The sequence below is a fragment of the Maribacter sp. TH_r10 genome, from assembly GCF_033101095.1.
GTDB classification, from domain to species: Bacteria; Bacteroidota; Bacteroidia; order Flavobacteriales; family Flavobacteriaceae; genus Maribacter_A; species Maribacter_A luteus.
In genome coordinates, this window is record NZ_JAWMPY010000002.1 from 858,660 (window position 1) to 878,858 (window position 20,199).

Here is a 20,199-nt window from a genome sequence, read left to right on the forward strand (position 1 = left end):
TCTTATTTTACATCAAGAATTGGCATCTATAAGATCCAATTCTTCCTGTGTAAACTGTAATTGCTCCAATGCCCCTACATTTTCTTTAAGTTGATTGGTAGAACTTGCACCTATCAGCACCGAACTTACACTTGGTCTACCCAAAAGCCAAGCAATCGCCATTTGCGACAATTTCTGTCCTCTTTGATCGGCAATTTTAGCAAGGTTCTTGATTTTCGTCAAGTTTTGCTCAACATCCGTAGTATCTAAATATGTAAAGTCCTTCGCAGCCCTGGAATCCTTGGGAATACCATTAACATACTTATTGGTAAGCATTCCTTGCGCCAAAGGGGAAAAGGTAATACAACCTACACCATTATCCTCTAAAGTGTCCAAAAGTCCGTCTTCTACCCATCTATCAAAAATAGAATAGCGAGCTTGGTGTAAAATAAAGGGCACTTTCAATTCTTTCAAAAGCTTACTGGCCTCGGCCGTCTCTTTAGGTTGGTAGTTGGAAATTCCAACATAAAGTGCCTTTCCTTGGCGTACGATATCCGAAAGGGCGATCATAGTTTCTTCCAATGGTGTATCTGGATCTGGCCTATGATGGTAAAAAACATCAACATAGTCCAACCCCATCCGTTTAAGGCTTTGGTCCAAACTTGAGATCAAATATTTTCTGGAACCGAAATTCCCATAAGGACCGGGCCACATATCGTAACCAGCCTTTGAAGCAATGAAAAGCTCATCGCGATAAGGCTTGAAGTCCTTTCTGAAAATCTGTCCGAAATTCTCCTCGGCCGAACCATAAGGTGGCCCGTAGTTATTGGCAAGATCAAAATGTGTAATTCCCAAATCAAAGGCGCACCTTAAAATTTCACGTGCATTTTCAGTGCTATCAACAAAACCAAAATTATGCCACAAACCAAGGGAAAGAGCGGGCAATAGAACACCGCTTTTTCCACATCGATTGTATTTCATGGTTTCATACCTATCCGTTGCAGGACGATATTCCTTTACCCCTGTTTTATCATTGATTTCCATCATCACATTTTGTAATTATCGCCTTCGATGTACAGCCTATGGTACAAATTAGCTATTATAGAATCTAGTAAATAAATTAACGGACCTAATTACACATGCAAGGCCCTATCGTCGGTAGCCGCCAATGCAGCTTCCTTTACCGCCTCTGAATATGTAGGGTGTGCATGGCTCATCCTAGCAATATCCTCGGCAGATGCTCGGAATTCCATAGCGGTTACCGCCTCGCTGATCAAATCGGCACAACGCGCCCCGATCATATGAACCCCAAGTACTTCATCCGTACTGGCATCGGCAAGTATCTTCACGAAACCATCAACATCCATACTGGCACGTGCACGCCCTAAGGCACGCATAGGAAACTGCCCTACTTTATATGCGATACCGGCCTCTTTAAGTTCTTCTTCCGTTTTACCTACAGCGGCAACTTCCGGCCATGTATAGACTACTCCTGGAATCAGATTATAATCGATATGGGGTTTTTGACCCGCAAGAACTTCCGCTACCAAAGTACCCTCTTCTTCAGCCTTATGGGCCAACATAGCACCACGAATTACATCACCGATAGCATAAATATTCGGAACATTGGTCTGTAAGTGATCATTGACCGCAATCTTACCTCGATCATCCATTTGCACACCTGCGGCTTCAACGTTCAACCCATCAGTATAGGGGCGACGACCAACGGATACCAAACAATAATCACCTGTAAAGGTTACTTCCTTGCCTTTTTTGTCATCAGCCTTTACGATCACCTCTTTTCCTTTTCGTTCAACCGATTTTACTTTATGTGAGAGATTGAATTTCACCTTTTGCTTTTTCATCGATTTCATCAACTCTTTCGATAAACCGGCATCCATTGTTGGAATAATTCGATCCATATATTCAATAACCGTAACCTCGGAACCAAGACGTTTATACACCTGTCCCAATTCCAAACCAATAACGCCACCGCCGATGACAATCATGTGTTTGGGAATCTCCTTAAGCTCCAAAGCTTCGGTAGATGTGATAACACGTTCTTTATCTAAAGTGATAAAAGGCAATGTTGAGGGTTTGGACCCCGTTGCGATTATGGTATTTTTGGCAGCAATGGTTTCTTCTTTACCATCATTTTTCAATATATTGACATGGGTGGCATCTTTAAAGCTTCCGACACCCTCAAAAACATCTATCTTATTCTTATCCATCAAAAATTGGATTCCTTTAGTGGTCATATCAACAACTCCCTGTTTACGAGAAATCATTTGTTTTAAATTGACTTTGACCTCGCCAGGAATATCAATTCCGTGTTCCTGAAAATGTTTTACGGCATCCTCGTAATGGTGTGATGAGTCCAGCAATGCTTTTGAAGGAATACACCCAACATTTAGGCAAGTACCACCCAATGTGCTGTATTTTTCAATAATCGCTGTTTTCATTCCAAGTTGGGCGCAACGAATTGCAGCTACATATCCGCCAGGTCCAGAGCCGATTACGGCCACATCATATTCAGTCATAATAGTTTTTGATTTTTTTATGTACTAACAAAATTAGCACTATTTTCCGATTTTATAATGGTATTCTCGTGGTATGCTTAACCTCATTGATCACAAAAGAGCTCTGTGTGCTACCTATATGGTTCAAAGCGGTGAGTTTCGTCACCATAAAATCGCGGTACGCTTCCATATCACGAACATATATCTTTAGGATATAATCATAATCCCCACTAGTATGGTAACATTCCACAACCTCTTGCAATTGCTGCACCTCTTTTTCAAACTGCAAAACATAGGCCTTGGCATGCTGGGTCAATTTAACATGACAAAGTACCACAAAGGCTTTGTTGACCTTTTTCTTATCGATTAAAGCCACATAATTTTTAATGACTCCGGTTTTTTCGAGTCTTTTTATGCGCTCATAAACCGCTGTTACAGAAAGATTTAATTTATTCGCATACTCCTTTGTTGTCTTTTTACTGTTCTCTTGCAGCAAACCAAGCAACTTAATGTCCACTTCATCAAATTTCATTTGGAATGATTTTCTTTAGATGTACAAACTTTTTACAATTTACATTTATTTTATCTACCATAAGTTTAATTTGTAGTTTTTTTATCTAAGTTTTTCAATTGATATTGAATTAAAAACAATTTCAATGTAATTTTAATGTATAAAAATCAATCAAATGGAAAGCAAAACTTCGGATAATTTACAGGACTTACAATATTTTGGAGAATATGGAGGCGTTAATCCGTCTATCTCAGATTCATCAACCTACACCTTTTTATCGGCAAAAAAGATGTTTGATACTTTTGAAGGTAATACCGAAGGTTGTTATCTCTATACCAGACACTCATCCCCGAGCAACCAATATTTAGGCGAGGCCCTGGCAGCTATGGAAGGTACTGAAGCCGCCAATGTAACGGCTAGTGGTATGGGGGCGATTACCGCAGTAATCATGCAGTTGTGCAATACAGACGACCATGTGGTAAGTAGTAGAACCATTTATGGGGGTACTTATGCTTTTATGAAGAATTTTTTGAAAAAATTCAATATCGGAACTTCCTTTGTAGATATAACAAATCTGGAAATGGTTGAAAAAGCCATTACCCCTAAAACAAAAATGATCTATTGCGAAGCGGTAAGTAATCCACTTTTGGAAATAGCGGATATTAAGGCATTGTCCCAACTGGCCAAAAAACATGGGATACCTTTGGTCGTTGACAATACCTTCTCACCCCTTACCATTACCCCGGCTAGATTAGGGGCCGATATCGTCATCCATAGTCTTACGAAATTCATTAATGGCTCAAGTGATTGTGTTGCCGGCGTTATTTGTGGCACAAAGGAATTTTGCCTTTCGTTGAAAGATGTTCACAGCGGTGCGGGCATGCTACTAGGCAGTACATTGGATAGCCTTAGGGCAGCTTCCATTCTCAAAAACATGCGAACACTGCATATTCGTGTGAAAAAACACAGCGAGAACACCCAATATTTGGCCGAGAATTTTGAAAAAGACGGACTCCGAGTAGTATACCCAGGTTTAAAGTCGCACAAAGACCATGAAAAATTGAAAAGTTTCATGAACAAGGAATTTGGTTATGGCGGACTAATGACCATAGATATGGGGTCATTGGAAAAGGCCAACGCCCTAATGGAAATGATGCAGGAACGAAAATTAGGCTACCTGGCCGTGAGTTTAGGGTTCTACAAGACCCTATTCAGTGCCCCGGGGACTTCTACTTCTTCAGAAATTCCATTAGAAGAACAAAAAGAAATGGGATTGTCCAGCGGATTGGTACGTTTTTCCATCGGTTTGGACAATGACATACATAGAACCTATAGGGTAATGAAAGAATGTATGGTTGCATTGGATATCCTTAAATCGGATACCACTATGGTATAAGCTCTTTTGTGCTTCGGTTTGCAGAAAAGTTCACAAAATCGTAATATTACTGTCAAACCAAAAATACACTTATGACCGAAACCAATCCCGATGAGCTTAGACAAGAAGAACATATTGTAGATAACAAAGAACTTAGCATTTGGGAAGCACTGATTCCTGTTGTTGCCTTAGTGGGCATGCTTGCGTACAATGTATTTGTTTTCGGGGATGAGGCCATAGGGGGATCCAATCAGTTTATTCTTTTACTTGGTGGTGCTGTGGCTGCCATTGTAGGTTTTTGGAATAAAATCAGCTACACCCAAATGTTGGCAGAAGTGGCTGAAAATATTAAATCGACCACTGGGGCCATCCTTATATTATTATTGGTCGGTTCATTGGCAGGTACTTGGTTAATTAGCGGTATTATCCCCGCAATGATCTATTATGGTTTGCAAATATTGAATCCCACTATTTTTCTTGCGGCCTGTGTTGTCATCTGTGCCATCATATCCATTGCAACCGGAAGTAGCTGGACAACATCAGCCACCGTAGGTATTGCATTAATAGGTATAGGCGAAGCATTGGGAATCTCATTGGGAATGACCGCAGGGGCCGTACTCTCGGGAGCCTACTTCGGTGACAAGATGTCCCCTTTAAGTGATACCACCAATTTAGCACCCGCAATGGCCGGTGGTGATCTGTTCGACCATATTAAATATATGTTCCTGACCACCGTACCAACGATTATAGTTACGCTGTTGGTTTTTATAATTCTTGGGTTCACTCTGGAAACAACAGGTTCTGCCGATACGGCTGCGATTATGGGTGATATAGATGCAACATTCAACATCAATGGCTGGCTCTTCATTGTTCCCGTTGCGGTTATTTTCTTGATTATAAAAAAAACCCCTCCTTTGGCCGCGCTTTTGATCGGCACTTTATTGGGCGCACTGTTCGCTCTTATTTTTCAACCTGATATTGTTGCCGGACTTACAAATTCCAAACAACTGACTTTTGAATCAGGCTACAAAGGGGTTATGAAAGCGATAACCGTTAAGACCAGTGTTGCGACAGATAATGCCGCATTGAACGATTTATTTACCGGCAAAGGTATGGAAGGCATGCTGGGTACCATTTGGCTAATAATCTGTGCCATGTTCTTTGGAGGAATCATGGATGGTATCGGTGCCTTATCAAGGATTACCAAATCTTTATTACAAATGGCCAAGTCTACCTTTGGATTATTCGCCAGTACCGTAGGTAGCTGCCTTGCCCTTAATATTACAGCTTCTGACCAATACCTGGCCATTGTTGTTCCTGGTAAAATGTTTTCAAAAGCCTATGCGGACAGGGGCCTTTCCCCTGAAAACTTAAGTAGGACCCTGGAGGATTCCGGTACCGTAACTTCTGTATTGATTCCTTGGAATACCTGCGGTGCCTACCACAGTGGTGTTTTAGGGGTTAGTGTAGGCGAATATTTCCTCTATGCCATTTTCAATTGGCTTAGCCCTATAATGACCTTGATTTTCGCCGCTTTTCAAATCAAAATAAAGCAATTGGCCAAGGTGTATTGATTTTATCCAAAAAAACTTAAAATAATCAATTGCCATCTCTTCAATAAAGGGATGGCCATTTTGTTGTTTAGGCAAAATAAGAAGTTCAAATTTTTGTGATTCTTAGAAATTGTCCGTTTTCAACTTTGGTATTTACTATAGTTATATACCCATCGATTTTACTAATTAACATAATTAGAAATAAAGTAACCGTGTGCTAATTTTGCATCAGAATTATTAAACAATTAAAGAAGATTATATATGGCTTTTGTAGGAAAAAAATTTCCAGATTTAGATGTAAACGCAATGAATGAAATGGGCGATACTTTCAAACTGAATGTATTGGAAGAAGCTCAAAAGAACAATAAGAAGGTATTGCTTTTTTGGTACCCAAAAGATTTCACCTTTGTATGTCCGACCGAATTATTGGCGTTCCAAGAATCGTTAAAGAAATTTGAAGATAGGAACACTGTGGTTATTGGTGCATCTTGTGATACGGCCGAAGTACATTTTGCCTGGTTGAATACAGCAAGGGACAATGGTGGTATCGAGGGTGTAACTTACCCCCTATTGGCAGACAGCAACAGAAACCTTGCTTCTACTTTGGGAATCTTGGATATTACCAATGAGCAATACAATGAGGAAACCGGGGTAGTAACTGTTGACGGTGACAATGTTACCTATAGGGCTACTTATTTGATCGATGAGGAAGGAACCGTTTTCCATGAAGGAATCAACCATATGCCATTAGGTAGAAATGTAAATGAGTATTTACGTTTGATCGATGCTTATACGCATGTACAGGAAAAAGGTGAGGTTTGCCCTGCGAACTGGGAAGAAGGGAAAGATGCCATGACCGCTGACAGAAAAGGGGTTTCAGAATATTTGGCTACACATTCAAACTAAATCAACAGCAAAAAAAACAATCACAATGGCCTGTATTAATCAGGCCATTGTCTCAATGAATTTCATATCATAAAACTATAAAGGCATGCTTTTAGAATTGGAAAATGATAATTTGAATGAAATTATCGCAGAAAATAAAAATGTCGTGGTTCAATACTCCGCTACATGGTGTGGCAATTGCAGAATCATGAAGCCAAAGTTTAAAAAAGAATCTACTGTAAACGAAGACATTACTTTTATAATGGCCGATGCGGAAAAATTCCCAGAGTCAAGGAAATTGGCCAAAGTTGATAACCTACCCACTTTTGCGACCTTCGTAAACGGGGAATTGAAAAATCAGGTTCAGACGAATAAGTATGATGTCCTAAAAGATTTGATCAGTGAAGTTACCAGTAATTAAACATCTTACCGGTTTTATAGAAGAGAACGATGAAGATTACATCATCGAGACCCTTGAGACCTTGGAAGCTCTTACCGAAGTACCTTCATTGAAAGATGAGGAACTCGATGTAATAGGCGAGATCATCTCAAATATGTATGGTGCGCTTGAGGTGAACAAGGCGGTGAAGGAAGGTAAAGATAAGAAAGAGGCCTTGAACGAGTTTATGAAACGCGTTGTTGGATCTATAGACAAATAGTCAAATAAAATTGCTTTGAAAAAGAAAAGGAGTCCGGTACCCAATGGGGAACGGACTTTTTTTATTTGATATTCATTCCATATCAGGTATATATTTTTTATTTTCACGGTTCATTTTAAAACACAAAATTATGGCTACCGTAACACTAAAAGGAAACGAAATACATACTATTGGCAATTTACCATCAGTTGGCAGTCCTGCCCCTGATTTTAAATTGACCCTAACCGATCTTTCTACCCGTTCTTTATCCGAATATGAAGGAAGGAAATTGGTTTTAAATATTTTTCCAAGCATCGATACAGGTACATGCGCCGCATCGGTACGTCAGTTTAACCAAGAAGCTGCCGAGTTGGACAACACCATTGTTCTCTGTATCTCTAAAGATTTACCATTTGCCCAAACCCGTTTTTGTGGGGCCGAAGGCATTGAAAATGTGGTAATGTTATCAGATTACAAGGATGGCAACTTTGGAAAAACCTATAGCCTAGAGTTTACCGATGGTCCTTTACAAGGTCTCTTATCGCGATCAGTCGTGGTAATCGATGAAAAAGGCAATGTCGTGTATACCGAACAAGTTGCCGAAACGGTAGATGAGCCTAATTACAAGGCCGCCTTGGAAGCATTGATGGATGCCTAAGGAGTCTTTTCTAAAAAATAGAATCCGCAGTGTGGGTTTTGCCCTAAAGGGAGCTTTTCTTTTGATCAAAACCGAAGCGAGTATTAAAATCCAGGTATTCATTGCCTTGATAGTAACCGCTGGCGGATTCTATTTTGATATTTCCGCAACGGAATGGATACTTCAGATTTTTGCGATTTCATTGGTATTAGGTATAGAAGGGCTCAATACTGCGGTTGAAAAGTTATCTGATTTTGTACATCCTGGGTTCGATGACAAAATCGGTTTCATCAAAGATATTTCAGCCGGCGCAGTGATGTTTGTCTCCATTGGGGCAAGCATCATCGGGTTAATCATCTATCTTCCAAAAATATTTTAAAAAACAATCCTTGCTTTGGCTTAGGTTGTAAATTTGTATTTTTACCCCAAGAATTGATCTGTTAATGGCAAAAAAAGGTAGAAAGTCAAAGCCCAAGACCCCAAAAAAGGGCGTATCTTTAAAATTATCCAAACAAAATAAAATCATATTGGGAAGCCTTTTAATGCTTTTCAGTATCGCCTTGTTCTTTTCGTTCGTCTCGTTTTATTTTACATGGCAAGACGATCAAAGCCTATTGACCGAATTTGCCAATCGCAATGAAGAGGCCAAAAACCTTTTGAACAAATTCGGTGCGAGCGTAAGTCACTGGTTCATGTACAAGGGCTTTGGATTAGCATCCTTGATATTTCCTTTTCTATTGGGCTATACGGGTTTGTATATGTTTCTTAGCCTTACGGGAAAAGCATTGCTCAAAAAATGGATTTGGGGATTGGTATTCGTAATCTGGATATCTATAACACTAGGTTTCTTTGCTGTTGAAAGGCCGCTATTAGGAGGTCTTGTAGGCTATGAAATGAATGATTTTCTTCAAGATTACACGGGCAAAATCGGTGTTTTTCTGCTTTTGCTATTCGGTTTGATTTTCATTTTGGTACGATTGTTCAATTTCACCCCCGAGGACCTTGTAGGTTATTTTAAATCTAAAAAAGAATCCATCAGTTCAGAATTCAAAAGCAAGAAAACGGTTTCCGACGATTCGATTATTCTCGAAAAGGAGGATGACGCTCCCGTAATTATAGACACCTACACCCATAAAAAAGATATTCCACCGTTAGAAAAAGAACCTGTGATCGACGATTTTGAGGTCAACATACCAACGGAAGAAACCGAAGATGAGGAAGTCCTCGCTATGGAAGTGGAAAAAATTGTTGAGGAACAGGAAGAAACCGATATTCTCGCGAATAAATTAGTGGATGATTTCGGGGAATTTGACCCGACTTTGGAATTGGGTAATTATAAATTCCCTACAATAGACTTATTGGAACAGCATGGTGCTGCTGGCGGCATTACCATTAACCAAGAAGAGCTGGAAGAAAACAAAAATAAAATCGTCGAGACCCTTAAAAACTATAAAATAGGAATCGCCCAGATAAAAGCGACCATTGGCCCCACGGTAACACTTTATGAGATTGTACCCGAAGCAGGGGTGCGTATTTCAAAAATAAAAAACCTTGAGGACGATATTGCCTTATCCCTAGCTGCGTTGGGCATTCGGATTATTGCCCCTATCCCAGGCAAGGGAACCATAGGAATAGAAGTTCCGAATAAAAACGCCACGGTAGTTTCCATGCGTTCGGTCATTGCTTCAAGCAAATTCCAAAAAGCGGAAATGCAATTACCCATCGCTTTTGGTAAAACCATTAGCAACGAGACCTTTGTGGTCGATTTGGCAAAAATGCCCCATATGCTCATGGCAGGTGCCACAGGTCAAGGTAAATCAGTAGGATTGAATGCCGTTATTACTTCCCTTCTGTACAAAAAGCATCCGGCAGAGGTCAAATTTATTTTAGTAGATCCCAAAAAAGTTGAGCTTACACTTTACAATAAAATAGAGCGCCATTTTCTGGCCAAGCTCCCTGATTCCGAAGAAGCCATCATTACGGACAACAACAAGGTTATCAACACATTGAATTCCCTTTGTATTGAAATGGACAATAGATATGAACTATTGAAATTGGCCATGGTTCGTAACATTAAGGAATATAACGCGAAGTTCAAGGCACGTAAACTGAATCCCAATGACGGACATAAGTTTTTACCCTATATCGTATTGGTCATTGATGAGTTCGCCGATTTGATCATGACCGCAGGGAAGGAGGTGGAAACCCCTATCGCACGTTTGGCACAATTGGCCAGGGCAATCGGTATCCATTTGATCATTGCCACACAAAGACCTTCAGTGAATGTGATCACAGGTATCATAAAAGCGAATTTCCCGGCGCGTATTGCCTTTAGGGTAACATCAAAAATAGATTCCAGAACCATCTTGGATGCCCAAGGTGCCGATCAATTAATCGGTCGTGGGGATATGTTGTTTACCCAAGGAAATGAAGTTACCAGATTACAATGTGCTTTTGTAGACACTCCGGAAGTTGAAAAAATAACGGCTTATATTGGATCCCAACGTGCATATCCTGAAGCCCATGAGCTACCTGAATATGTTGGAGAAGATTCTGGCACAAGTATTGATTATGAAATAAGCGAAAGGGATGCGATGTTCAGGGAGGCTGCCGAAGTAATTGTTATCGCCCAACAAGGATCGGCCTCATTATTGCAGCGAAAACTGAAGTTGGGATACAACCGAGCAGGGCGAATCATTGACCAGTTAGAATCTGCCGGAATCGTAGGTCCTTTTGAAGGTAGTAAGGCCAGACAGGTTTTGGTGCCCGATATTATTGCATTAGATCAATTATTGAATAACGAGTCAAAATAAATTTTAATGAAAAAGATATTTTTAATTGCAGTTACTTTTTTAACCCTAAGTGTTTCAAATGCCCAAAATTCAGAAAAGGCGAAAGCCTTATTGGATGACGTATACAATAAAGTTCAAGGGTATGACAATATTTTCGTAGACTTTAAATATGTCCTAAATAACAAAGAAGCAGGCATCAATGACGAGACCAGGGGCAATGTTACCATGCAAGGCGATAAATATCTCGCTAATTTCTTTGGTGCACAGCAATTGTTCGATGGTAGCAAGGTCTATACCATAGTTCCTGAAAATGAGGAAGTGACCATTGAGGACAAATCAAACGATGAAGACACCGTGACCCCTTCCAAAATGTTGACATTCTACAGGGAAGGACACACCTATAAATGGGACATATTACAAAACGTACAAGGAAAGAAAATACAGTTCATTAAACTGACCCCGATTGACACAAATACCGAAATAAAATCCATTTTACTAGGTATTGATGCCGAGACCAAACACATATATAAAGTAATAGAAACGGGGAAGAACGGTACAATGACTACCATTACTGTTAATTCTTTTAAAACGAACCAAACTTTGTCGAAAACCTTATTTACTTTTGATGAGAACAAGTACAAAGATGAAGGTTACTACATTATTCGAAACTAATGTTGGTTTAAATCCTGAATGATATTTCAAATAGCTAGCTTATTTTCGATTGCCTTTTAAAACCCATGAAAGACAAAACAAATGATTATTTTTGGGTCATTATTCGGCACAAATCAAAATTGGGGCAATTTGTAGGTTTTATTTAAATTAACATTATCACATTGAGAATACTAGACCGGTATATTTTATCGAGATTCCTATTTAACTTTTTCAGCTCGTTTGTTATATTGATGTTCATCTTCATATTCCAAACGATTTGGCTTTTTATAGATGACTTGGCCGGTAAAGGACTGGATATCATAATAATAGGCAAGTTCTTATTTTATTTGATGCCCAACCTGACCGAGAAGGTTTTACCCCTTACGGTTCTTTTATCCTCTATATTGACTTTTGGCACCCTCGCTGAGAATTATGAATTCGCGGCCATGAAAGCTTCCGGGATTTCATTACAGAGGGCCATGCTCAGCTTAATCGTTTTCATTGTCTTTTTGGGTGGAATCACCTTTTATTTCGCCAATAGTGTTATACCGGCTTCAGAACAAAAGATTTATAACCTTAGAAGGAACATCGCAAAGGTAAAACCTGCCGTTGCTATCGTAGAAGGGGTCTTCAGTGACTTTGAAGGGGCCGATATGAATATAAAGGTTGATAGAAAATATGGTGAGAACGATCGTTTTCTAGAAAATGTAACCATACACTTAAAAACGAAGACCAAGGTAAACTCTACCGTAATCAAGGCTAAAACCGGTGAACTGAAAAGTAGCGAATCTTCCGATATACTTCAACTGGTACTCTACGATGGCCATTATTACCGTGATTTGGAAAAAAGTACGACCAAAGGCAAGAATAAATACCCATTTGCCAACGCGAATTTTGACACCTATACCATGAATATCGACCTGTCTGAATTCAATAATGTTGATATGGAGGAAGAACGGGATGTAAGTACTGAAAAAATGAAAAATGTTTCCCGTCTAACAAAAGATATTGATTCATTAAAAAAGGACAACCTAAGGATCGTGGGGGCCTTTTCCAAAAATATTCAAACAAGGGTCGGGGCATTTGCAGGTTTCCGTAAAGACTCTTTAAAACCTATTACTAAGGAAGAGATTGAAGAAAAATACAGCAAAGTCAAAAAAATAAAGAAAGACACTATTGCCAAAGATAGTATTAGATCAATTGCAGATATAATAAACCTATACCCTGATTGGCAAAAAATTCAGCTGATGTCAGCTGCCAAAACCAATTCCTCCAATTTATTGACCTCTATTCAAGGAAAGAAAAACGAACTCAGTAAACGCTACGAGATCTACAATAGGCATATTCTCTCATTACATAAAAAGTTTGCCTTGGCCTTATCCTGTGTCATTCTATTTTTTGTTGGTGCTCCTTTAGGCGCCATTATACGTAAAGGAGGTATAGGCCTACCCATGGTAATTGCCATTATATTATTTCTTACCTACTATTTCATTGGTGTGTTTGCAGAGAATTATGCCAAGAAAAACGAAATACACCCCATAATCGGGGCATGGTTATCTACAATGATAATGTTACCTTTGAGCATTGTTTTGACAAAACGGGCAACGGCCGATAGAGGATTGATGAATTTAGATGGATTTGTTGAGTTTTTTCAAAAATTATTTAAAAAGAAATAGAAAAAATCAATTGCGACATGATGGTTGAAACGAAGAACAACATACAATTAAATACGATTGAAGAAGCAATCGAATCTATACAAAAAGGAGAGGTCATTATTGTAGTTGACGATGAAAATCGTGAAAATGAAGGGGATTTTATTGCAGCAGCCGAAAAAGTAACTCCGGAAATGATCAACTTTATGGCCCAACATGGTCGTGGTTTGATCTGTGCTCCCTTGACCGAAGATCGTTGTAAGGAATTAGATCTGAATATGATGGTTCAACACAATACCGTATTGCACCAAACCCCATTTACCGTTTCGGTAGATTTGATAGGGCACGGCTGTACTACGGGGATATCTGTGCATGATCGTTCCAAAACCATCTTATCCTTAGTAGATAAATCAACAAAACCCCATGATTTAGGGCGTCCCGGTCACATTTTCCCATTAAAAGCAAGGAATGGTGGTGTACTAAGAAGAACAGGCCATACCGAAGCAGCAATAGACCTAGCACGATTGGCGGGTGCCGAACCAGCAGGTATTTTGGTGGAAATCTTGAACGAAGACGGTACCATGGCCAGATTGCCACAATTGGTGAAGGTGGCCAAAAAGTTCGATTTAAAAATCATATCTATCGAAGACCTCGTTGCTTATCGGATGGAGCACGATAGTTTGATAGAAAAGAAAGAAGATTTTGAAATCAACACCCGTTTTGGCAAATTTAGGCTACGTGCTTACCAACAGACCACGAACAATCAAATACATATAGCATTGACCAAGGGAAGTTGGGACGAAGGCGAACCTATTTTGACCCGTATCAATGCCACATTGGTCAACAATGATATTTTAGGAACCTTGACCACCAATCCGGATACGAAGTTACAGCAGATGTTCGAGGCTATCAGCGATTCCGATAATGCCGCATTTGTCTTCATTAACCAAGAATCACAATCATTGAACCTTTTGAACCGTTTATCCGAGTTGAAAAAACTACAGGAAAACGGTGTCTATGAAGCCCCGAAAATTGAAATGGATTCCAGGGATTTCGGTGTTGGTGCCCAAATATTGCACGACCTTAAAATATCCAAAATCAAATTATTGACCAACACCCAACAAACCAAACGAGTTGGTATCGTAGGTTATGGTCTTGAAATCGTGGAGTACGTTAAATACTAAAATCTCCTATAAATTCTTTAAAACATCTGCCATTTTTTTGGCTCGTTGATGAACTTCTTCCTCTGACCAAGCCAGTTTGATCAAACAGGAAATATTCCGGGATATCCAATGATCGGATTTGGAAAAGTCAGATTGGGAATAATCCGGCAATTGGTTCTTTACATCCTGTGGTAAATTACCCAATGATTTCTTATGGATCAAATGTTCCCATTTGCGGTAGTAATGCCAATTATTATCATACCAATAAAAACAGCCATCAACCCCAGCTTCTTTGAGTGTATTTTGTGCCAATTTGGCCTTTTCACCATCGGGCAGGAAAAAGCTAAGAAAAGAATAGTTCTCCACTCCACCTTCGGGAACGGTTCTAAACGTGATATTATCAATGGGTTCCAAAGCTTTTCTTATGATGCTGTAATTACGTTCCTGAATATCAAGAAATTCATCCAATCGCCTAATTTGTGCAAGTCCGGTAGCTGCATTCAGTTCCGAGATACGATAATTATATCCTAAGAACGGATGCGCCTCCTCCCCCCTATCATTTCCAACATGATCATGTCCGTGATCGGAATAATGATCTGCATTACTGTAATAACTTTCATTATTCGTAATTATGGCTCCTCCTTCCCCACAAGTTATGGTCTTTACATAATCGAAGGAAAAACAACCTAAATCCCCATAACTACCTAGTGGTTTGCCATTATAACTACCGCCGATTGCCTGACAAGCATCTTCCAGCAACAATAAACCATGCTTATCACAAATAGACTTCAAGGCATCCAAATCGGCCATTGAACCGCACATGTGTACGGGCATTACGACTTTCGTATTTTTTGTAATCGCATTTTCTACGGCTAGTGGGTCTAAAGTGAGCGTAGCATCGATATCAACCAAAACCGGAATCGCACCTAAAGCCAAAACAGCTTCAAAACTGGCGACAAATGTAAAAGTGGGCACGATAACCTCGTCCCCTGCCCCAATACCGGCACTCGCTAAAGCAACGGTCAAAGCGGCAGTGCCACTGCTCACCATATGGGCGTATTTAGACTGCATTCGTTGCGTTAGAGCCGATTCCAATTCCTTTGCTTTCCAATGGCCTTGACGCATACCATCAAAACCATATCGCATTAGTACTCCAGAATCCAATACATCCTGTACTTCCTTTTTTTCTTGTTCACCAAAAAGTTCAAAACCTGGCATTCTATTTATTTTTTTAAAATTTATTCAATGATTTCAATAACACTTTCATCAACATGCTTCCTCACTTTTTCCATTTTTGAAAAGGGATCCGTCTTTGACCTATACCCCACAGGTAAAACCAAAACAGAGGTGAGTCCCTTCTCTTGCAATCCCAAAAGTCTATCATATTCCTCAGGCACAAAACCTTCCATGGGACAAGAATCTATTTCCTCCAGCGCACAATACGACAATAGATTGCCTAATGCCAAATAAGCCTGATTTGTAGCCCAAATACGTACTTCTTCGGATTCCTTCTTAGAAAAGCTATCGACTAAGGAATCTTGGAAAGGTTTCAGTATTTCGTCTTTTGTACCCCTAACCTTTCTAACAAGATCAAAATATCGGGTTATAAAGTCGGTATCGATCTTATTCTCTATACAGATAATCAAGATATGGGAGGCGTTACCTACCTGTCCTTGTCCGTATGAAAAATCCACCAATTTTTTCTGCACTTCCTTATTATGTAGAATTACCATTTTTAAGGGCTGTAAACCGTAGGAAGTTGCCGTAAGATTAAAGGCGTGTTTCAATCCATTGACCTTTTCTTTGGGCAATATCTTTTTTGAATCAAATTTTTTAACGGCATATCGCCATTTTAAATGTGCAATGTTCTTCTCCACTTTCAACAATTCTATTTTAATTTAAATCGAAAAACCACAATTTTATGGCCATGATAATGACCATTATCACAATAAAGGTCATTATAAATCCGTCACCCTTTTTTACAGAGACCCTACTAGCCAGCCAGGCCCCCGACCCATTTCCTATTGCCAAGACCAGTCCTACTGCCCAATTCACCTTGTCGTTCAAAATAAAAACGACCAATGCTGAAGCGGTGTAAAGAAACACTACGGCAACTTTGGTAGCATTTGCCCGTACCAAGGTCATTTGACTCACATAGTGCAGGAAGATGATCATGACAAACCCTAGTCCGGCATTAATGAAGCCACCGTAAATACCAAAAAAGAAAAATGCCACAACATTTATCCACAAATACTTGCCTTTGGTACGCTCCAAAAAATCTTCTGAACGGATTTTCGGCTTAAAGATAATGATCAATATTACCAAGCACATTATTATAGCCAATATTTTATTGAAAGTTTCTCCCTTTATATCAACCGCTATGTTCGCCCCTATAATGGATCCGATCAAGGCAGAAATCCCCAGATAGAGACTAAACGGATACGTAGACACCTTTTTACTCTTAAACCCAGCTGTGGCTATGGCCGTTTGTATTACAATGGCAACCCTATTGGTACCATTGGCAACGCTAGGTGGAAGACCCAAGAATATCAAAACCGGCAATATGAGTAGAGATCCACCCCCGGCAACCGTATTTATAAACCCAACTATAAATCCGACGGTAATCAAGAGAACATAATGATACCATTCTTCCATAGGGTAAAAATAACCCCCTTGGAAAGAATAATACCGATCCATTTAAAATAATAATCAACTTTCCCTTTTTGGAATTGAAAAAGGTTATTATATTTGCACCCGCATTCAGGGAATACCTGATGAGGCACTCAGGAGAAATGGCAGAGTGGTCGAATGCGGCAGTCTTGAAAACTGTTGAGGGTCACACCTCCGGGGGTTCGAATCCCTCTTTCTCCGCTAGGAATCAACCAAATTCCGCCAAAAGCCCGTAAACACTATGTTTTCGGGCTTTTTTAATTTTCTATAATATCATATAAAACCATATAATATCAAATAAAAGGTGCGGTATTCGGTGCGTAAATTTTTGAATAAAAACACGCACCGAATACTATGTTAAATACTGTTATTCAATACTTTACATGTTATTTGTGTTTTGAATGTTTTGTATATTCAAAGAATATGGACTATCCTAAAAAATGGGGGATACTAAACAACACAATATCAAACAACACCCACCTTTGATGTTTATCCCAAAATCCCCTCCTAACCTGTGAACATTATTAAGAATAACAAACTACTTAACTTCCAACAATAAAACTTCTTCAGATGCTAAGCTGAACTCAACATCAACAGGGTTTGTTGTCATCAAATTTTTTATTGATACCGGCGCACCGGATTTCAATGACAATTTAATCTTAGCTGTATCATGACCTACATTAAGCAAATTTACCAAGTAAGAACCGTCTACTTGCTTAACAACCCTTGAAATGACAGTTTTAAAATCTTTCCCGTTATCAGATTCTATAATTACATCAGGCATTTGCTTAGCAACTTGAGCTAATGCAGTTTTTTTTATTTCCGAAATATCCGCATCATTTAAAAAAATAAGTTTTCCGTTACTTTCGGTTAGCTTCTTGCTGCGTTTTTTTCCGTATTCATTCATTGATAAGCTCTCTGGAGAATCAATAATTACGCTTCCACCATTATCCAAATAAGACTGTAAGCTGGAAAATTCAGCATCGGTTACATATTTGGTTTTATAAACCACAACGGTATTCCAAATACTATTATCTTGTTTTTCGATTATGTTTTTAGTAACAAAGCCTAAGGGTAACCCTTCAAAAAAAAGAGCATTATATAATTTACCCGTTTGGGTCATATAATCGGGGGTGTTGATAGCGGATGTCTCCGAATAAAAGAAACGTAATGGCCTAGGTTGTTTACGAAGGGTAATAATTTCTTCGGAAAAACTATTTAAATCATACATCACCTGTGTCACTTCGTTGGCAATGTGAGGTTGCATGTTGTTAGAACCTGCATAGGCACCACCTAGACCTGGGTCAAAGAAGTTAAGTTCCCCTTCTAATCTATCCTCTGGCGATCCATCGGGATCCCGCGCCCAAAACCATCCCATATTTGCATCCATACCCATTAAGGTGGCAAGCCAATATACATTACGAACGTAACTAGTTCGCGCTTCTAAATCTCTCCACATTCCTGAAGAAAGAAAATGGGATTCCGAGTTTACATTAATTTTATCTGGACCAATGGACTCTAAGAAGTCATGCAAAATGGCCATTCCATCCCATTTGTAAGCATATTGTTTATACCAGTCTGAATTGATGTGGGATCTAATGCTTGGACTACCTAACGCCTTTGCATCATGACCAATCATTGTCGTTAGTTCGGTTAATGCTTCGAAATCCATCCCGTGAGATCGTGAATCTTCATAAAATGTTCGCGGGAATAGTTTAATATGTGTATCCGCTTCGGGGTTAACTGAGTGCAATTCATCTTGCATAAATTTGAACCATTCTGTACTTCGATGCATATTATAACGATTCCAATCATACCATATTGGTTTACCTGTTAATGCCTTATCAATTGGTATTTCTATTTCAACCGTATCAAAACTTTTAAATTCAGTGTCCCAATTTGAATTCAGGTTTTTAATATTTCCATTGTATTTATCTTTCAGCCAAGATCTGAACTTATTTAGTGTATAAGACGAAATACCGTTCATCTCTTTATAATTAAATGTCCAATGATCTTTCTCGGAATACCAGTGTGGTTCGTTAGCGAAAATATACCCTAACTCAGTAACCTTTTTTCCTTTAGTGAGCTCTCCGGTGTGACGAATAATCTTACCCCACAAATCCCGAGCAGTAGGGTTATCAATATCAAATCCTGTAAATAAGGAACGTCCTTTTCTAATCTCAGGTTCTTTTGCTTCTACCCATTCCGGAATTCCCATTGACCAATATATCAAGAAACCGATATTGGTATCGGGAATGCCCGTAAGCTCTTTCATGAGTTTTTCATCAAATGTACCGTCTTCCTTTAGCAAAAATGAATTAATAGCCCGATCGTGATCAACTGGATACAAGTTTTCACCACCATGGTATATTGCTCCCAAATGGTCATTGTACACAGCTTCATTAGTGAGCGGTTGCCCAACAGTTTTTGAGAAATAATCGTACGGGAAAGAAGGTTTGCCATTGCTTACAAACATATTATCCCCTGCTTTTGTATTATGCCAATCTACTTTAGAAACAGGTCTACGTTTTATCTTCCCGTTAAGCTCTTTCTTTAAATCAGCTATACTTTTGTCTAATATTTGGATTACTTTCTTGCGTTCAAAATCTGGAAGTATTTCTGCTAAAGAATCTTTATTTTGAGCATAATAACGTTCATAACCAAATAGTTTAGCTGTAGCTTCTTTATTGGTTTCGTCCCAATTGGCAAATTTCAAAAATTCATTGGCAAACCAAAGTGTAGTTTCCTCTCTAGTAACATCCAATGATCTTGAACGGGCTTCTTTCATTAAGCCTTCAAGGATTTCAATTTTTTGAAGTGCTTCTTTTTCATATTGTGATTTAACCCCACAAGCATTTAAAAGTGCGAGAACCAAAAAACAGAAAAATAAACTATGTCTTTTCATGAGTGTTAACTTTTAAGAATATTACAATTGTAAAGAAATACATAATCCATTTTGGGCATATACTTGAATTTAACCGTATATAAGATAATATTACCCCCATCGGCATTAACTCCTAACAATTTTAAAATCACTTTCTAGAATAAACTATCCCCATGTTTTGATTTTTTCGCAACTTAACACGCATAAAACAAATTGGTCTAATAAAAAATAAACCATTTTACCCTTACACAACCTGCAGTTTCATCCATAGTTTTTCAGCCATTTAACCA

At 39.0% G+C, this 20,199-nt stretch carries 18 protein-coding genes and 1 tRNA gene; 12 read left to right on the forward strand and 7 right to left on the reverse strand.

Annotated features, from left to right (window positions below; genetic code table 11):
* Positions 1-12: 12 nt before the first annotated feature.
* The 3 genes from mgrA to R3X28_RS09100 form a co-directional block, all read right to left on the reverse strand.
* Positions 13-1,023 carry an L-glyceraldehyde 3-phosphate reductase gene (mgrA, locus tag R3X28_RS09090; protein WP_317664085.1) on the reverse strand — a complete coding sequence of 337 codons (1,011 nt, stop codon included), beginning with the start codon at positions 1,021-1,023 and terminating at the stop codon, positions 13-15.
* An 89-nt stretch (positions 1,024-1,112) separates the two neighbouring features.
* Positions 1,113-2,519: a dihydrolipoyl dehydrogenase gene (lpdA, locus tag R3X28_RS09095; RefSeq protein WP_317664030.1), complete on the reverse strand. Its 1,407-nt coding sequence runs from the start codon at positions 2,517-2,519 to the stop codon at positions 1,113-1,115.
* A 52-nt stretch (positions 2,520-2,571) separates the two neighbouring features.
* Complete coding sequence (locus R3X28_RS09100; protein ID WP_282055696.1) at positions 2,572-3,030, reverse strand: Lrp/AsnC family transcriptional regulator; 459 nt, start codon at positions 3,028-3,030, stop codon at positions 2,572-2,574.
* A 154-nt stretch (positions 3,031-3,184) separates the two neighbouring features.
* On the opposite strand from R3X28_RS09100, the gene R3X28_RS09105 reads away from it, so the two are divergent.
* The 11 genes from R3X28_RS09105 to ribB all read left to right on the forward strand — a co-directional run bounded on the left by R3X28_RS09105 (position 3,185) and on the right by ribB (position 14,376).
* The gene (locus tag R3X28_RS09105) at positions 3,185-4,405 is read left to right on the forward strand and encodes an aminotransferase class I/II-fold pyridoxal phosphate-dependent enzyme (RefSeq protein WP_317664031.1); all 1,221 of its coding nucleotides are present in this window, start codon (positions 3,185-3,187) and stop codon (positions 4,403-4,405) included.
* 71 nt (positions 4,406-4,476) lie between these two features.
* On the forward strand, positions 4,477-5,958 hold the full coding sequence (gene nhaC, locus R3X28_RS09110; RefSeq protein WP_154367087.1) for a Na+/H+ antiporter NhaC: 1,482 nt from the start codon (positions 4,477-4,479) through the stop codon (positions 5,956-5,958).
* A 240-nt stretch (positions 5,959-6,198) separates the two neighbouring features.
* Positions 6,199-6,843 (forward strand): peroxiredoxin, encoded by a 645-nt coding sequence (locus tag R3X28_RS09115; RefSeq protein ID WP_154367085.1) that lies wholly within the window; start codon positions 6,199-6,201, stop codon positions 6,841-6,843.
* 85 nt (positions 6,844-6,928) lie between these two features.
* Positions 6,929-7,243: a thioredoxin family protein gene (locus R3X28_RS09120; protein ID WP_154367083.1), complete on the forward strand. Its 315-nt coding sequence runs from the start codon at positions 6,929-6,931 to the stop codon at positions 7,241-7,243.
* The gene (locus R3X28_RS09125; protein ID WP_179955109.1) at positions 7,224-7,481 is read left to right on the forward strand and encodes a DUF6952 family protein; all 258 of its coding nucleotides are present in this window, start codon (positions 7,224-7,226) and stop codon (positions 7,479-7,481) included. The genes R3X28_RS09120 and R3X28_RS09125 overlap by 20 nt, the downstream gene beginning before the upstream one ends.
* A 130-nt stretch (positions 7,482-7,611) precedes the next feature.
* Positions 7,612-8,118 carry a thiol peroxidase gene (gene tpx, locus R3X28_RS09130; RefSeq protein ID WP_154367081.1) on the forward strand — a complete coding sequence of 169 codons (507 nt, stop codon included), beginning with the start codon at positions 7,612-7,614 and terminating at the stop codon, positions 8,116-8,118.
* Positions 8,111-8,476, forward strand: coding sequence for a diacylglycerol kinase family protein (locus tag R3X28_RS09135; RefSeq protein WP_282055702.1), 366 nt, complete (start codon positions 8,111-8,113; stop codon positions 8,474-8,476). Before tpx ends, R3X28_RS09135 begins: the two co-directional genes overlap by 8 nt.
* Before the next feature lie 64 nt (positions 8,477-8,540).
* Positions 8,541-10,910 (forward strand): FtsK/SpoIIIE family DNA translocase, encoded by a 2,370-nt coding sequence (locus R3X28_RS09140; RefSeq protein ID WP_317664032.1) that lies wholly within the window; start codon positions 8,541-8,543, stop codon positions 10,908-10,910.
* A 6-nt stretch (positions 10,911-10,916) separates the two neighbouring features.
* Positions 10,917-11,561 (forward strand): LolA family protein, encoded by a 645-nt coding sequence (locus tag R3X28_RS09145; RefSeq protein ID WP_154367074.1) that lies wholly within the window; start codon positions 10,917-10,919, stop codon positions 11,559-11,561.
* A 182-nt stretch (positions 11,562-11,743) separates the two neighbouring features.
* On the forward strand, positions 11,744-13,216 hold the full coding sequence (locus R3X28_RS09150) for an LptF/LptG family permease (protein ID WP_282056101.1): 1,473 nt from the start codon (positions 11,744-11,746) through the stop codon (positions 13,214-13,216).
* Between the two features lie 17 nt (positions 13,217-13,233).
* Entirely contained in the window at positions 13,234-14,376 is a 1,143-nt protein-coding gene (gene ribB, locus R3X28_RS09155; protein WP_317664033.1) for a 3,4-dihydroxy-2-butanone-4-phosphate synthase, read from the forward strand.
* A gap of 6 nt (positions 14,377-14,382) precedes the next feature.
* On the opposite strand, the gene R3X28_RS09160 is transcribed toward ribB, so the two are convergent.
* Genes R3X28_RS09160 through R3X28_RS09170 form a run of 3 tightly spaced genes read right to left on the reverse strand, consistent with a single transcriptional unit; the run spans position 14,383 to position 17,052 of the window.
* Positions 14,383-15,573 (reverse strand): DegT/DnrJ/EryC1/StrS family aminotransferase, encoded by a 1,191-nt coding sequence (locus R3X28_RS09160; protein ID WP_317664034.1) that lies wholly within the window; start codon positions 15,571-15,573, stop codon positions 14,383-14,385.
* Between the two features lie 20 nt (positions 15,574-15,593).
* Complete coding sequence (locus R3X28_RS09165; RefSeq protein WP_411556602.1) at positions 15,594-16,232, reverse strand: NAD(P)H-dependent oxidoreductase; 639 nt, start codon at positions 16,230-16,232, stop codon at positions 15,594-15,596.
* 16 nt (positions 16,233-16,248) lie between these two features.
* Positions 16,249-17,052: a sulfite exporter TauE/SafE family protein gene (locus R3X28_RS09170; RefSeq protein ID WP_411556603.1), complete on the reverse strand. Its 804-nt coding sequence runs from the start codon at positions 17,050-17,052 to the stop codon at positions 16,249-16,251.
* Positions 17,053-17,141: 89 nt separating this feature from the next.
* Between R3X28_RS09170 and R3X28_RS09175 the strand changes: the two genes are divergently transcribed.
* Positions 17,142-17,226: transfer RNA gene (locus R3X28_RS09175), tRNA-Ser, on the forward strand.
* 337 nt (positions 17,227-17,563) lie between these two features.
* Here the strand turns inward: R3X28_RS09175 and R3X28_RS09180 are convergent.
* The gene (locus R3X28_RS09180; protein ID WP_317664035.1) at positions 17,564-19,930 is read right to left on the reverse strand and encodes a hypothetical protein; all 2,367 of its coding nucleotides are present in this window, start codon (positions 19,928-19,930) and stop codon (positions 17,564-17,566) included.
* Positions 19,931-20,199: the final 269 nt, after the last annotated feature.